This is a genomic window from Neogemmobacter tilapiae, from assembly GCF_014652215.1.
In the GTDB taxonomy this organism is placed as follows: domain Bacteria; phylum Pseudomonadota; class Alphaproteobacteria; order Rhodobacterales; family Rhodobacteraceae; genus Neogemmobacter; species Neogemmobacter tilapiae.
On sequence record NZ_BMYJ01000010.1, the window covers coordinates 34,937 to 49,138 of the forward strand.

General features: G+C 63.9%; 16 protein-coding genes. 9 read left to right on the forward strand and 7 right to left on the reverse strand.

Annotation, left to right across the window (positions count from 1 at the left end):
- Nucleotides 1-61: 61 nt before the first annotated feature.
- From IE095_RS14835 to IE095_RS14850, 4 genes are read right to left on the reverse strand one after another with little or no spacing between them, the layout of a single operon-like run.
- Nucleotides 62-949 carry an energy transducer TonB gene (locus IE095_RS14835; protein WP_189412492.1) on the reverse strand — a complete coding sequence of 296 codons (888 nt, stop codon included), beginning with the start codon at nucleotides 947-949 and terminating at the stop codon, nucleotides 62-64.
- Entirely contained in the window at nucleotides 946-1,368 is a 423-nt protein-coding gene (locus tag IE095_RS14840; protein WP_189412495.1) for an ExbD/TolR family protein, read from the reverse strand. The genes IE095_RS14835 and IE095_RS14840 overlap by 4 nt, the downstream gene beginning before the upstream one ends.
- A gap of 1 nt (nucleotide 1,369) precedes the next feature.
- A complete protein-coding gene (locus IE095_RS14845) occupies nucleotides 1,370-1,768 on the reverse strand; it encodes an ExbD/TolR family protein (RefSeq protein WP_229804828.1) in 399 nt (132 codons plus the stop codon).
- Between the two features lie 4 nt (nucleotides 1,769-1,772).
- A complete protein-coding gene (locus IE095_RS14850) occupies nucleotides 1,773-2,495 on the reverse strand; it encodes a MotA/TolQ/ExbB proton channel family protein (RefSeq protein ID WP_189412497.1) in 723 nt (240 codons plus the stop codon).
- Between the two features lie 301 nt (nucleotides 2,496-2,796).
- On the opposite strand from IE095_RS14850, the gene IE095_RS14855 reads away from it, so the two are divergent.
- The 7 genes from IE095_RS14855 (at nucleotide 2,797) to IE095_RS14885 (ending at nucleotide 10,743) form a co-directional block, all read left to right on the forward strand.
- Nucleotides 2,797-3,858, forward strand: a complete 1,062-nt coding sequence (locus tag IE095_RS14855) for a hemin-degrading factor (protein ID WP_189412498.1) — start codon at nucleotides 2,797-2,799, stop codon at nucleotides 3,856-3,858.
- Nucleotides 3,858-4,688 carry a heme/hemin ABC transporter substrate-binding protein gene (locus IE095_RS14860; RefSeq protein WP_189412499.1) on the forward strand — a complete coding sequence of 277 codons (831 nt, stop codon included), beginning with the start codon at nucleotides 3,858-3,860 and terminating at the stop codon, nucleotides 4,686-4,688. The genes IE095_RS14855 and IE095_RS14860 overlap by 1 nt, the downstream gene beginning before the upstream one ends.
- A gap of 1 nt (nucleotide 4,689) precedes the next feature.
- Complete coding sequence (locus IE095_RS14865) at nucleotides 4,690-5,751, forward strand: FecCD family ABC transporter permease (RefSeq protein ID WP_189412500.1); 1,062 nt, start codon at nucleotides 4,690-4,692, stop codon at nucleotides 5,749-5,751.
- Nucleotides 5,748-6,533, forward strand: coding sequence for a heme ABC transporter ATP-binding protein (locus IE095_RS14870; protein ID WP_189412501.1), 786 nt, complete (start codon nucleotides 5,748-5,750; stop codon nucleotides 6,531-6,533). Before IE095_RS14865 ends, IE095_RS14870 begins: the two co-directional genes overlap by 4 nt.
- Nucleotides 6,534-6,653: 120 nt before the next feature.
- Nucleotides 6,654-7,691 (forward strand): calcium-binding protein, encoded by a 1,038-nt coding sequence (locus IE095_RS14875; protein WP_229804830.1) that lies wholly within the window; start codon nucleotides 6,654-6,656, stop codon nucleotides 7,689-7,691.
- Between the two features lie 47 nt (nucleotides 7,692-7,738).
- Complete coding sequence (locus tag IE095_RS14880) at nucleotides 7,739-9,700, forward strand: TonB-dependent receptor domain-containing protein (protein ID WP_189412502.1); 1,962 nt, start codon at nucleotides 7,739-7,741, stop codon at nucleotides 9,698-9,700.
- A gap of 23 nt (nucleotides 9,701-9,723) precedes the next feature.
- Nucleotides 9,724-10,743 (forward strand): calcium-binding protein, encoded by a 1,020-nt coding sequence (locus IE095_RS14885; protein WP_189412503.1) that lies wholly within the window; start codon nucleotides 9,724-9,726, stop codon nucleotides 10,741-10,743.
- Between the two features lie 16 nt (nucleotides 10,744-10,759).
- Here IE095_RS14885 and IE095_RS14890 read toward each other — a convergent pair whose 3' ends face one another.
- The 3 genes from IE095_RS14890 to IE095_RS14900 all read right to left on the reverse strand — a co-directional run bounded on the left by IE095_RS14890 (nucleotide 10,760) and on the right by IE095_RS14900 (nucleotide 12,243).
- The gene (locus tag IE095_RS14890) at nucleotides 10,760-11,401 is read right to left on the reverse strand and encodes a DUF2459 domain-containing protein (protein WP_229804832.1); all 642 of its coding nucleotides are present in this window, start codon (nucleotides 11,399-11,401) and stop codon (nucleotides 10,760-10,762) included.
- Between the two features lie 38 nt (nucleotides 11,402-11,439).
- Nucleotides 11,440-11,625, reverse strand: coding sequence for a zinc-finger domain-containing protein (locus IE095_RS14895; protein ID WP_189412505.1), 186 nt, complete (start codon nucleotides 11,623-11,625; stop codon nucleotides 11,440-11,442).
- A gap of 69 nt (nucleotides 11,626-11,694) precedes the next feature.
- On the reverse strand, nucleotides 11,695-12,243 hold the full coding sequence (locus IE095_RS14900; RefSeq protein WP_189412507.1) for a DUF1285 domain-containing protein: 549 nt from the start codon (nucleotides 12,241-12,243) through the stop codon (nucleotides 11,695-11,697).
- An 84-nt stretch (nucleotides 12,244-12,327) separates the two neighbouring features.
- Here IE095_RS14900 and IE095_RS14905 point away from each other — a divergent pair, with 84 nt between their 5' ends.
- A complete protein-coding gene (locus tag IE095_RS14905; RefSeq protein WP_189412508.1) occupies nucleotides 12,328-13,326 on the forward strand; it encodes an AAA family ATPase in 999 nt (332 codons plus the stop codon).
- Nucleotides 13,323-14,201 (forward strand): DUF58 domain-containing protein, encoded by an 879-nt coding sequence (locus IE095_RS14910; protein WP_189412509.1) that lies wholly within the window; start codon nucleotides 13,323-13,325, stop codon nucleotides 14,199-14,201. The genes IE095_RS14905 and IE095_RS14910 overlap by 4 nt, the downstream gene beginning before the upstream one ends.
- Nucleotide 14,202 lies beyond the last annotated feature (1 nt).

Consider the following 14,202-nt stretch of genomic DNA (forward strand, 5'->3'; position numbering starts at 1 on the left):
AAGGCAAGACAGCGGTTCAACATGATGTTGGATAGCCCGTTTCGCGGCGATCAATCCATCCCTAGCGCTTGAAATCCAGCGGCAGATTAAAGCTGTATTGCCCAGCCGCCAACCCTTTGGGGGCTGCGGGGAACCGGGCCGACTGGACGGCTTTCACCGCCGCCTGATCCAGAGCGGCATTGCCCGAGGATTGGGTGATGCCGACACCCACAAGGTTCCCGCCGGTATCCACCGTCAGGCGCAGCTTCACCCGACCCTGCGCCCCATCGGCCCCGCGCGGATAGGATTTGCGGCGTTCGACCCGGGCGCGGATCGTGGCACCCCATTCGGCCTTGATGCTGTCCTGCCCCTTGGCCCCTGTCGCCGCCTGCGCCTTGCCACCGTCGCCCGCCGTGGCCCCGCCGCCTGATCCAGCGGCCACCTGGCCTTCTGATCCGGCCTGCGGCTGCACCGGCTTTTCCTTTTTCGGTTTTTCCCTTTTGGGCTCGGCCCGTTCCTTTTTCGGCTCGGGCTTGGGTTCCGGTTTCTTCACCGGCTCCGGTTCTGGCACCAGTTCCGGCACCGGCTCGGGCGCGACCGGGGCTTTATCGGCCACTGGGGCGGCATCCATCACCGGCAGAGCGACCGAGGCAGGCATGTCGGGCATCGGTGTGATCGGGGCCAGTTCCGGCATTTCGGGCAGGGCTACCGGCGCGACCGGCGTTTCCGGCATCGTTTCGACCACTGGCGGCGGGGCCTCCCATTCCTTGATCAGCGCGGCCAGATCGTCAGTCACCTGTTCCACCGCCACAACCGGGGCCACGGCGGCCATCGATACCAGCGCCTCGCCCCCCGCCCCTGCGGCCGTGGCCGCCCCGCTGTCCGAGGGCATCAGTGCAAAGGCCGCGCCATGCAAACCCAGCGCCAGCCCCAAGGCCACCAACCCCTGAATGCGCCCCGCCTGTCTCATGCCCCGCGCCCGTCCGTCACCAGTTCCACCCGCTGAAAGCCCATCGCCGCCAGCTGGGGCATGATCCGCGTCAGCGCCACCGCTGGGGTCTTTTGATCGGTATGCACCGCCACCAAGGGCGGTTCCGCCGCGCAATCTGTTGCGGCGCAGAACGTTTCGCGCGCGCGGGCCAGTTCGGCCAAAGCCACATCGCCGACCATCCGGCGAAAGCCGGGTTGCCCCGTGGGCGACAGGAACAGGGCCATCGTGCTGCGGGTTTCATCACCTGCCGCAACGCGCGGCAGATCGACGGCAAAGGGTGCCGCCGGGGCCATGCGGGCCGCGATCAGGAAAAAGATCAGCAGGACGCAAACCACGTCGATCAAGGGCAAAAGCCCATCAGCATGACCGCGCGTTTTGGGTTGGGGGTTTATCCGCATGTCATTCCACCAACAGGATGCGCACCATCCCCGCCTTTTGCAAAAGGTCCAGCACCGCGCCCAGTTCCTGCATCCCGGCCCCTTCCCCTGTCCGCAGGATCAGGGCATCCCCCTTGTCCTGCATCAAGGGTTCCAAGGCCGCCACCAACGCCTCGGGCGCGACGGGCACTCCGTTCAGGGCCAGCCCCTCGCCCCGCAGGTCAATCAGGCGCGGCGGGCCGTTCCAGACAGCCCCTCCGGCGTTGGCCGAAGGCCCCGCCACATCCAATTGCAATCCGTTCTGCCCGCCGAAACGGGTGGCCAGCATGAAAAAGACCAAAAGCAGAAAGATCAGGTCGATCATCGGAATAAGGTTCGGCCCCCGCCTTTTGCGCGGGCGCGTCAGGCTTTGGATTGCCACGGCCCTACTCCGCCGCCGCTTGGGCGTGCATCCGGAAGGGCATCACCTCATGCGTCCCACTGTCCACCCGCGCCATGCGCCGCGCCAGAATGCGGGTGGCATTGTCCTCCATATCCAGCGCCAGCCGGTCGGTCACGCTCTCATACCAGGTCAGCGCCACCTGCGCCGGGATGGCGACACCCATGCCCGCCGCCGTGGTGATCAGCAATTCCCAGATGCCCCCAGCCAGCGTCGCCGGATCCGCGTTGGCCCCTGCCGCCTGCAAGGATTTGAACGAGGCGATCATGCCCGTGACGGTGCCCATCAGACCCAGCAAAGGCCCCAGAACGGCCGCCAGTTCCAGCCCCCGCAGCCCGGCCTGCGCCTCGGCCAGCAGACGCCGTGCGACGCGCGTCACCTCGGCCTCGGCCTCGGCGCTGGTCAGGCTGTCGTCCGTCGCCACGTCCATGGCCGCGCGGATCAGGCGGAAACGGGTGCCGCTTTTGCCCTCCACCAGCGCCCGCGCTTGGGCACGCTGGCCCGCCTGCCACAGATCGACAGCGCGGTTGGCACGGCCACGGCCCGTCCAGGCCCCCAGCGACAACAGCCGCATCGCCTTCCACAGGATCAGCGTGACCGTGACCACCGACAGAAAGGCAATCGTCCAAAGCGGCAGGCCGCCCATCGCCAGAATGGCCAGAACTTGGCCCCAAAGGCCCTCGGCGCCGGTCGCGGCATGCAATTCCATCGGTCTGTCCTTGTTTGCAGGCCGCCCCTGATTCGGTGCGTCCCATGCGGGGCATGATTGGTGTTGGATGCCTGGGCCAATCTTTGCGGGCTGGGCTTGCCTTCGCCTGGCTTGGGTGCTGCATTTCTGACTTTTTCAGTCGGAATGGTCAAGACCTGTCGGAATAGCTCTTGCCAGAGGCCCTGCAGCCCCCTTATCGGAAAGGCTGACCGCCCGGGGAACAGCCACGGGCAGCGCCGCCAGCCGGGCCTTTCGCCCATCGCCAGTCACGCGCTTCGCCATTTCTAGGGGAAGACTGACCATGCGAAAGAACCTGACAGCCGAGGCGATCCGCGCCCTGCGCGCCGAACATCCGAAACCCCGCGCCCGCGATTTTGCCGAAGAGCAGGGTATTGCCGAAGGGCAGTTGGTCGCGGCCTATGTTGGCCAGCCGCATGGGCCCGTGCGGATTGAGGCAGGGCCGAAACGGTTGCTGCCCTTGGTGACGGCTTTGGGCGATGTGATGGCCCTGACCCGCAACGAAAGCGCCGTGCATGAAAAGCGGGGCGTCTTTGGCGAATACAAGGGCAGCGACCATGTGGGCTTGATTCTGGGCCGCGAAATCGACCTGCGGGTCTTCCCGTCGCATTGGGTCAGCGCCTTTGCTTTGGAAGAACCGGGCGATGATGGGTCGATGAAGCGCTCGATCCAGGTTTTTGATGCGGCGGGGGATGCCGTTCACAAGATCCATCTAAAGCCGGAAAGCGATGCGGCGGCTTTTGCGGCGCTGGTCGCCGAATTGCGTCTGCCGGAACAGTCGTCCGATCTGCCCGTCGCGCCCCGCAAAGCGGAGCCGGGGCCAAAGATTACCTCGGAAAACCTGGCGGCCATGCGTGCCGAATATGACGCGATGACCGACCCGCACCAATTCATCATGATGGTGCAAAAGCACGGCTTCAACCGTCTGGGTGCCTACCGCGCCTTGGGGGCGCCGCGTTGCAAGCTGTTGGCCAAGGACACAGTGACGACGGTTCTGGAGGCGGCCTCGCAAGGCGGTTTCCCGATCATGATTTTCGTGGGCAACGCGGGGATGATCCAGATCCATTCCGGCCCGGTCGAAAAGATCATGCCGATGGGCCCTTGGATCAATGTGATGGACCCGCGTTTCAACCTGCATCTACGCGCGGACCATGTGGCCGAGGTCTGGCTGGTGGAAAAGCCCACCAAAATCGGGCCTGCCGTGTCGATCGAGGCGTTTGATGCCCAAGGCGGGCTGATCCTGCAAATGTTCGGGCGGCGCGATGCTGAAGACACCTATGCCGGAGTGGAACAATGGAACGCCCTGGTGCGCGGCCTGCCGCCCGTGGAAATGGAGCTAGCCTGATGCGCGGAATTCTTTTGGGCCTGACGCTGGCTTTGGCCAGTGGGCAGGGGGCTTTGGCTGAACGGATCATTTCGCTGGGCGGGACGGTCACGGAAATCGTCGTGGCCTTGGGGCATGAGGGCGATCTGGTGGGGCGGGATATGACCTCCACCTATCCCGAAAGCGTGCGGGCCGTGCCGGATGTGGGCTATTATCGGCAATTGGCCGCCGAAGGGGTGCTGTCGCTGACGCCCGATCTGATCCTGGCCGATGCCGATGCCGGCCCGCCCGAGGTGGTGGCGCAGTTGCAGGCGGCGGGGGTGAAATTCGTGCAGACCGCGCCGGATGAGGGGATCGAGAATATTGCCGCCAAGATCACCACCATCGCCGCCGCCTTGGGCGAAGAGGCGAAGGGGGCCGAACTGGTGGCGAAAGTGACGGCCGATCTGGCGGCGGTGCAGGCCGAAGCGGCGGCGGTGGAAGGCCCGCGCAAACGGGTGGTCGTCATTCTGGCGGTGCAGGGCGGCAAGATTATGGCCGCAGGGCAGGACACGACAGGAGAGCTGATGCTGGCGCTTTCGGGGGCCGAGAACGCCTTGCAGGGCTTTAGCGGCTATAAGCCCGTGACGGATGAGGCGATGCTGGCCGCGGCACCCGATGTGATTCTGATGATGGACCGGGGGCCTGAGACGATGTCGAACGCCGATCTCTTCGCTTTGCCCGCGCTGAAAGGTTCACCGGCTGCGGCAGACCAAGCAGTGATTCGCATGAACGGGGTGAAACTGCTGGGCTTTGGCCCGCGCACGGCAGAAGCGGCCCGCGAATTGCTGACCGCTTTTTACGGGGGCTAGAATGGTCACGGTCGATCCTACCGATCTGGGCGGCGGCGCGCCGCGCGGTCTGCGGATCGACCTTGGTCTTTGGGCCTTGCTGGCGCTGGCGGTCTGGCTGGGGCTGACCGTCGGCGCCACCGGCATTTCGGTGCCGGGTCTTTTCTTTGATTGGGTGCAGGGCCTGCCCCTGTCGGACCGCGACCGCATCATCCTGATGGAAATCCGCCTGCCGCGTCCGGTGGCGGGGGCGGCCGTCGGGGCCGCTTTGGCGGTCTCGGGTGCCCTGATGCAGGGCCTGTTCCGGAACCCCTTGGCCGATCCGGGCTTGGTGGGGGTTGGTGCCGGCGCGGGCCTTGGCGCTGTCAGTGCCATCGTGCTTGGCAGCCTTTTGCCTGTGGGCGTGCTGGCCGCCGTGGGGATGCATCTTGTGCCCCTCGCGGCCTTCCTGGGCGGCTGGGGCACGACCCTGCTGCTTTACCGCATGGCGCGGCAGGGTGGGCAGGTCAGCATTGCCACGATGCTGCTGGCCGGTATTGCCATTGCCGCGCTGGCTGGGGCCTTGACCGGTATCCTGATCCAGATGGCCGATGATAACCAATTGCGTGACCTCACCTTCTGGGGCCTTGGTTCATTGTCCGGCATTGGTTGGGAACGTTTGGCCTTTGCCCTGCCGTTGATCCTGCCCGTTCTGCTGCTGTCACCCCGTCTGGCGCGGGGCCTGAATGCCTTGGCGATGGGTGAACAGGCCGCTTGGCAGATGGGGATTGAAACCGAACGGCTGAAATCGCTGACCGTCCTGTCGGTGGCCGCAGCCACCGGCGCTGCCGTCGCCATTTCCGGCGGCATCGGCTTTGTCGGCATTGTCGTGCCCCATCTTCTGCGCATCGCCCATGGCCCCGACAACCGCCTGCTTTTGCCCCGCGCCGCCCTGCTGGGGGCGGCCCTCCTGTTGCTGGCCGATGTTGCCGCCCGTTCGCTTGTGCCACCCTCGGAACTCGCCATCGGCATTGTCACCGCCTGCCTTGGTGCGCCGGTCTTTCTGTGGATCCTGCTGCGCCCCGGACAGGGGGCCCATCTATGATCCGCGCCGAGAAATTGACCTTGGGCCACGGTAGCCGGACCTTGATCCGCGCCTTGGATTTTGAGGCAAAGCCGGGCGCGATCACCGTCATCGCCGGGCCGAACGGCGCGGGTAAGACCACGCTTCTGCGCGCCCTTACCGGCGAATCCCGCCCCTTGGCGGGGCAGGTCACATTGAACGGCCGGAATCTTGCGGCCCAAAAGCCTGGCCATCTGGCCCTGCAACGCGCGGTTCTGCCGCAATCGCCGCAAATGGCCTTTGCCTTCCGTGCCGATCAGGTGGTGTCGATGGGGCAAGAGGCGGGTCTTGCCGCCGGGCGCCGCGGCATCGTCCCCGCCGCCTTGGCCCGTGTTGGCCTCTCTGATTTCGGCCCAAGGGTGCTGACCACCATGTCGGGCGGCGAACAGTTGCGCGTCCATCTGGCCCGTGCCTTGGCACAAGTCTGGGAACCCGTCGGCCCCAATGGCCCCTGCTGGCTTTTGCTGGATGAACCCGTCGCCAGTCTGGATATCGGCCATCAGTTGCAAGTGATGAACCTTGCGCGCGCCTTTGCCGATGCCGGGGGTGGCGTCATTGCCGTGCTGCATGACCTGAATCTGACGGCCATGTATGCGGGCCATGTCTGCCTTCTGGGCAAATCCGGGCGGATTGCCGAAGGTCGCCCCGATCAGGTGCTGACCGATTCCCATCTGCAATCGGCCTATGATTGTGCCATTCGCGTCAACACTTTGCCCACCAATGGCCCATTCCTGCTACCTCAGGTCGCAGGCGCTGCCGCTTGATCGCTTTCACCTTCTAGCTATTTGACAAAAATTGTCGGGAATGTTAGCCCGCCTCATCCGATGCAGCCCGCCCCTTGCCAGTCAGCATCCCGAAAAACGCTGATAACGGGAAAACCAAAAATGGCCGCTGCTGCAAATACCCTCACCATCGACGCCACCGCCTTGGACGGCATCCATTTCAACACCTATATCGCCGACTACTTTGCCGGGCTTTCGGGGGGCACCCAGAAATTCTATGGCGGCACGCCGGACGCGGCCTTTGGCCAGACCTATTACATGAACGGCGACCAGTCGGTTTACCGTTTCAAAACCGGTGAACCTGCGGTCGATTCGCCCAAGGCCGTTCTCGTCGGCGGCGATGAGATCGCCTATGACTTCATCCACCACGGCGCGGCCAATGGCCACGGTTTCTCGGGCACGATCGATTCAATCACCTTTGGCAATTGGATCGAAGGCACCACCACCGGCACCCAAGGCAATGGCGATGCGGGGCTGGTCACCGGCTTTGAAAACCAACTCATCCTTTCGGGCTTCAATCTGGTGACAGCTGTCGGAACCGGGCCGGGCACCAACAACCTTGTTCATACACTGCACAACCTTTTGCGCACCGGCAAAGCTTTGGGCGATGCCGAAGGCATCGGCATCTATGACATCATCGACGACTATTCCCTGGCCTTCAACGGCTCGGCTGGCCAAGACACCGTCAATGGCTTTGCCTTTGACGATGTTCTGAAAGGCAATGCCGGGGCTGACGTGCTGCGCGGCTTTGGCGGTGATGATCAGGCCATCGGCGGCATCGGCACCGACACGCTGACGGGCGGCGAAGGCAATGACAGCCTTTGGGGCCAAGGCGGCAACGATCGTCTGAACGGCGGCGCTGGCAACGACTATCTGCATGGTGGCTTTGGCGCAGACCGCCTGACAGGCGGGGCAGGGGCCGATCTGTTCGTGTTCCAAGTCAAGGGCGGGGTGGATACCGTCGTCGATTTTGGCAATGGCGCAGACAAGCTGGACGTTTCGGCGCTGGGCCTTTCCGGTCTGGCTGATTTCAAGATCACCGAGACCAAGAAATATGTCCAACTCAGCGCCGAAGGCACGACGATCCGTCTGCTGGGCCTGGATGCCGACGATCTGTCGGCGGGCGACTTCCTGTTCTGATCACGCTGCAACAAAGGGGGCTGGCCTTCGCAGGCCAGCCATTTGCCATGTCTCGCAACGCCACCTGCCTTATTTGTCTGGCCGCCTTTTGGCCTGCCACCCTTGTTGCGCAAGAAGCGGGCGAGGTGACGGATCTGGATGCCATCACGGTCACAGCACCGGATCAGACCGCAGGCAGCGGCGTGGCCGGGTTGGGGCTGGATCAGCCGGGCGAAACCGCCCTTTCCGGCGCGGCTTTGTCCCGGCAGCAGGGGCAGGGTCTGGCGGGTATGCTGGGCTCTGTCGCGGGCGTCACCATCGACCAGCCCGCCGAAGAGGCGGGCATGGCCGTCAACATCCGCGGCATGCAGGATGTGGGCCGCGTCGCCGTCACCATTGACGGCGTGCGCCAGAACTTCGCGCGTTCGGGGCATGGGGCCAATGGCCAGTTCTTTGCCGACCCCGAAATGCTGCGTTCGGTCACCGTCACCCGTGGCCCGCAGGGCGGGGCAGGGGCTGTCGCGGGTGGTGTCGCCCTGACCACCGTTGGGGCCGATGATCTGATCGACGATGGCGAGACTCAAGGGGGCGAGGTCCGCCTGCGCTATGGGGATCTGACCGACACCCCCACTTTGCATCTGGCCTGGGCCAAAAGGTTCGACAACGGGCTGGATCTGACCTTTGCCGGAACCCGCACCGACGAAGGCGACTATCGTGCTGGCAATGGTGACGACATCTTTGCCGCCCAGACCAAGAACAGCCTTCTGGCCAAAGTCGGCTATGAACTGGCCAGCGATCAGCGCCTGCAACTGGGCTTTTCGCATCTGCAAGAAGATTACACCACCGGCAAGGCCGCCGGAACACCCCGCGCCAATACGGCGATCAACGACACGATCACGCTGGATTACAGTTTGAACCCCTCGGATCGGATCGATCTCAAGGCCACGGTCTATCTGACGGAAACCGAACTCGATCAGCGCGCACTTTTGGCAGGCCTCACCACCCGCTCTTATGCCACCCGCACCACCGGGTTAAAGCTGGGCAATATCATGCTGTTTGACGGGCTGGGTGCTGAACACAGCCTGACCCTTGGGCTTGAGGCGTTTCGCGACAAGGTCGCCACCGAAGACCCGGACAACACCGCTGGAACCCTCACCCCCTCGGGCGAACGCACCGTTTGGTCGCTTTCCGCCGAGGATCGCATGGATTTCGGCCGCCTTGCCCTGACCTTTGCCGCCAAGGCCGAAGGCTATGACCTTTCCAGCGTCGATGGCGGTTCTGACGGCCATGGTTTCACCCCCCGCCTTGGCGTCGATTTTGAACTGAACGAGGGGCTGACCCTCTTTGCCAGCGCCGCCAAGACCTTCCGCCCCCCCGCCTTGTCCGAAGCGCTGGTGAACGGCAGCCATCCCCCGCCGGCTGACTTTGACATCCGCCCCAACCCCAACCTTTTGCCCGAACGCGGTGAAAATCTGGAACTGGGCCTGTCCCTTTCTGCCCAAGATGCTTTTGCCGCTGGCGACAGCCTGACCGGTCGCCTGACCGCCTTCCGCAACGATCTGCGCGACTATATCGGGCTGGAATGGCAGGGCGGCTTCTTTGACGGCTATTACCAATATGCCAACATCAGCGCCGTCCGCATCGAAGGGGTCGAACTTGAGGCCGCCTATGATAGCGGTCGTTTCTTTGGCAGCCTTTCCGCCCAATCCATGCGCGGCATCGACCGCACCACTGGCGCGGAACTGGAAAGCGTTTCGCCTGACAAACTGGTGCTGACCGCAGGCCTGCGTTCCGCCGATGAGCGCACCGAATACGGCCTGCGCGGCACCATGACCGGGGCCAAGGAAAACATGGCCTTGGGTGGCGAGCGTTGGCAGACCCTTGACCTCTTTATCAATCACGAGGTCGGCGAAAATGGTCTGTTCAGCCTAACGGTGAACAACCTGACCGACCAAGCCTATATCCCCCATCTCTCCACCGAGCCAGCGCCGGGAATCAACGCGCAAGCCTCGTTCACCCTGCGGTTCTGACCGCAGCAAAGAAAGGACCGACCATGGCCATCAAGATCACCCTCACCGCCAATGCTGAAACCGGCGCAGGCGTCGATTTCAACGCGGATTTCGCGGCTTTCTTCAAGGATTTTGAACCCTACGGCTTTCCCCTTATGCTGAACCCCGCTGGCAGCGATCAAACCACCCAGATCGTGCACTTGGATACCCCCGTGAATGGCCAAGAGGCCAACACCAAGGCCCTTGTCCTGAATGGGGCTAACTTCACCTATACCTTCTCCAACCACTCCGTCAGCGGCCGGATCGATTCACTCCAGCTTGTCACCCTGGGTGGCGCTTGGAACCCCAACACCAACGACGTCCGCTATGAAAACGGCCTGCTGTCGCCCAACACCACCGGAATGATCAGCTTTAGCGGCCTGAACATCACCAACCCCGTCGGCGTCAAAGGCCGCGTCCACGAGATCGTCAAGGAATTCATGGGCGGCGGCCCGGATGGCAACAAGGCCGGATCGGCCGCGATCACCAAGGAAATCTGGGCCAAGGCCCACAATGTCATCGGTTCCACCGGCGACGACCGCTATCTGGGCAGCAAGTTTGGGGATGTGGTCAAAGGCAACGGTGGTGGCGACCACCTGAACGGGCGCGTTGGCAATGATACGATCACCGGCGGTGCTGGCGATGACAGGCTGCTGGGCGGTGCCGGTGCTGATCGTCTGGTGGCCGGCGCAGGCGATGATATCCTGACGGGGGGCAAAGGGGCCGATCGCTTTGTCTTTGCGACGATGGACGATGACGCCGCCCATCGGATCACCGATTTCAAACCCGGCCAGAAGGACAAGATCGACCTGCGGGCGGTGGACGCCAATACGCTCAAGACCGGCGACCAAGCCTTTGCCTTCAAGGGTCAGGCCGCGTTTTCTGGCAGCGCAGGCGAATTGGTCTTTGCCAAAAGCGGCACCAGCCTGATCTTGCAAGGTGATATCGACGGTGACGGTCTGGCCGACTTCAGCATTACCTTGAACAATCTGGCCACCCTGCGCGCCGCCGATCTGTTCCTCTAACCCCGACGGCCCACCGCTAGGGTTTCTTGTGCCAACGGTGGGCCAGACGCACGGCAAAGGGGGCGGGGGTCCAGATTCCATAGGGAATATCTCCCGCCTTCATCATCCGCGCCATCCAGACATTGCAGGTGTTCAGCGCCGAAAAATGCCCCTTGGCCGGGAAAAACGCGTCCGACCATGTAAACCCCGCCTCGGGCAGGGCTTCCCTCGCCGTGAACTCTGCCAAGACCGCGCTGCGCAAAGCGCCCATCTGATCCGCATTCACCGGCACCAGCAGAATGTTGCTGAAATCCTCGATCCGCCCCGCCACATCCAGCCGGATCACCGCCGCGTCCCCCGTCGCCGCCGTCCAGACGGTATCGGCCCGCATATCGGCATAGGTTCCCGTGGCCGTGTAAAGCGCCTTTGACCCCCAGCCCACGATCAGCCACTCCGCCCCCGGATCCAACACCGGAACCCCGGCGCTTTCCGCAAAGGCAAAGGCCGCGCGCGTCTCAGCGGTCAGGGGCAAAAGAATGTCGGTGTGGATGCCGCCGACCAAAAGGCCGATGCGCTGATCTTTCGGCAGACCCGCGTCAGGCGACGCCCCGTTGCCGATCAAAGCCCCCAGAACTGCCGCGAAAAGCCACAGTGCCAGCAGCCCCAAAAGGGCCGCCAAACCCCCGATGATCCATCTGAAAAGGCGGCGCAGAAGCCTTATTTCGTAGCCTCAGCCGCTTTGGAGGCATGGACGAACCGCTTGTCGCAATAGCCGCATTCGACAAAGCCCGTCTCCTCGGGGATCGACAGCCAGACACGCGGATGGCCCAAAGCCCCCTCACCCCCGTCGCAAGCCACTTTCCACTGGGTGACCACTTCGGTTTCCGGGGCATTCGGCGACATTGCATTCTCCTGCTGGCTAGCGCTGGGCCAATTGTAGCGAAGGTGGCGGGGAAGGGGAAGGGTGTGGCGCTAGCCCATATCCTTGGCGCGCATCAGCGGAAAGAACACCCCGTCCGAACGCACACCGAACCAATCCTCCCCCTCAAACCGCTCCACCTTCCCCATCTCCACCAGCCGAAAGAACGTCTTGCGATCCACCCGCGCTTCCAGCCCGGCGCGGACCATCACATAGGGCGTGTCCCACTTCAGCCGCAAAGGATGATCCGCCCCCAAACGCGCCAGATCGCCCTGCCCGGTGATAAAGCTGATTCCCTGATCGTCCTGTTCCAGATCTACGGCCACAAAGGGCACATCCTCCACCGCGATGGACAGTTTTTCGACCGGCGTGACCAGAAAATAGGCATCTCCCTCGCGCTTCAGAATTGTTGAAAACAACCGCACCAAGGGCGCGCGGCCAATCGGCGTGCCCTGATGAAACCACGTCCCATCCCGCGCAATCCGCATCTCACTGTCGCCGCAGAAATCCGGGTTCCACAAATGCACCGGGGCCGGGCCTTTGCCCCCGGTCAGCGCCATCGCCTGTTCCATCAGCCCTGCTCTCGGCGCTTTCACGATCATTTGTGGCCCCTTGCGTTTTGGCGTTTGTGCCGGGCATCTAGTTTCTGTCTAATGCAAGAATAGAACGGCAGAGGTGAGATTGTCATGACGGAAGCACTGGTTGGCGAAATCGAGGCGCTGGGCGCGAAACTGGCGCAGGCCAAGGCCAGCATCAACCAGCGTTTTATCGGGCAGGGCAAGGTTGTCGATCTGGTGCTGGCCGCCATGCTCTGCGGCGGGCATGGTCTGCTGGTGGGTCTGCCGGGCTTGGGCAAAACGCGGCTGGTCGATACGCTTTCCACCGTGATGGGTTTGAAAGGCAGCCGCATCCAATTCACCCCCGATCTGATGCCCGCCGATATTCTGGGGTCCGAGGTGCTGGAAACGGCGAAAGACGGCAGCCGCGCCTTTCGCTTTGTCGAAGGGCCGGTGTTCTGCCAGCTTTTGATGGCCGACGAAATCAACCGGGCCAGCCCACGGACGCAATCGGCCCTGCTGCAAGCGATGCAGGAGCGTGAGGTGACAATTGCGGGCGAACATCGCCCCCTAGGTCGCCCCTTCCATGTGCTGGCAACGCAGAACCCCATTGAACAGGAAGGCACCTATCCCCTGCCCGAAGCGCAGTTGGACCGTTTTCTGGTGCAGATCGACGTGGAATACCCCGACCGGGCGACGGAACGCGACATCCTGATCGCGACGACCGGGGCGGAAGAGGCGCAGGTGCATCAGGTGTTCACGGCGGATGAGTTGATCGCCGCGCAATCGGTGCTGCGGCGGATGCCGGTGGGCGATCAGGTGATCGAAAAGATCCTCGATCTCGTCCGTTCCTGCCGCCCCGGCGAAGCCGAAGGCCGCGATCTGGCCGATACCCTGTCCTGGGGTCCGGGGCCGCGCGCCGCGCAAGCCTTGATGCTGACCGTCCGCGCGCGCGCCTTGCTCGATGGCCGTCTGGTGCCTTCCGTCGCCGATGTGGCGGCCATGGCGCGGCCTGTGTTGACCCACCGTATGGCGCTGAATTTTGCCGCCCGCGCCCGTGGGGAATCGCTCTCCACCGTCATCGACCGGGTGACCGGGCGCGTTCTGGGTCTTGAGGCTGCCGCGTGACGCAAGCGGTCGACATTGCGCTGCGCCCAAGGGCCGAGGTTCTGGGGCAAGCGCTGCCCGCCCTGCTGGCGGCGGCCGATCATCTGGCGGGCTCTGTGATCCTGGGCGATCACGGGCGTCGCCGCGCCGGGATGGGCGATGAATTCTGGCAATTTCGCCCCGCCCATGCGGGCGATACCGCCCGCATGATCGACTGGCGGCGTTCAGCGCGGGGCGACGCCACCTTTGTGCGCGAACGCGAATGGCAGGCGGCGCAATCGGTGATGCTGTGGGTCGATCCGTCGCGGTCCATGCAGTTTTCCGGCGACAAATCCCGTGCCTCCAAAGCCGACCGCGCGCAACTGCTCGCCTTGGCGCTTGGCATCCTTTTGCTACGCGGCGGGGAACGGGTGGGCCTTGCCGGGCAGGACGTGCCCGCCCGCTCTGGCCGCGCCCAAACCGAACGCCTAGCGCGCGGTATTCTTGCCGCCGGGGCCGAGGATTACGGCAAGCCCGACACAACCGGCCTTGTGGCCCACGGGCGCATGGTGATCCTGTCGGACTTTCTGGGCGATCTGGCGGGGGTCGAAGACGCCATCGCGCGGGCCTCTGACCGGGGCGTGCGCGGCGCCTTGGTGCAGGTTCTGGACCCGGCCGAGGAAGAATTTCCCTTTGACGGCCGCACCATCTTTGAATCCATGGGCGGCAGCCTGCGCCACGAAACCCTGCGCGCGGGCGATCTGCGTGCCCGCTATCTCGCCCGTCTGGCCGAACGCAAGGAACGCCTGGCGACCTTGGCTCGCGCCTCGGGCTGGCACCTGACCGCGCATCACACCGGCCAATCGGCCCAATCCGCCCTGCTCTGGCTTTACCGCGCGGTGGAGGCGCCGTTCTAAC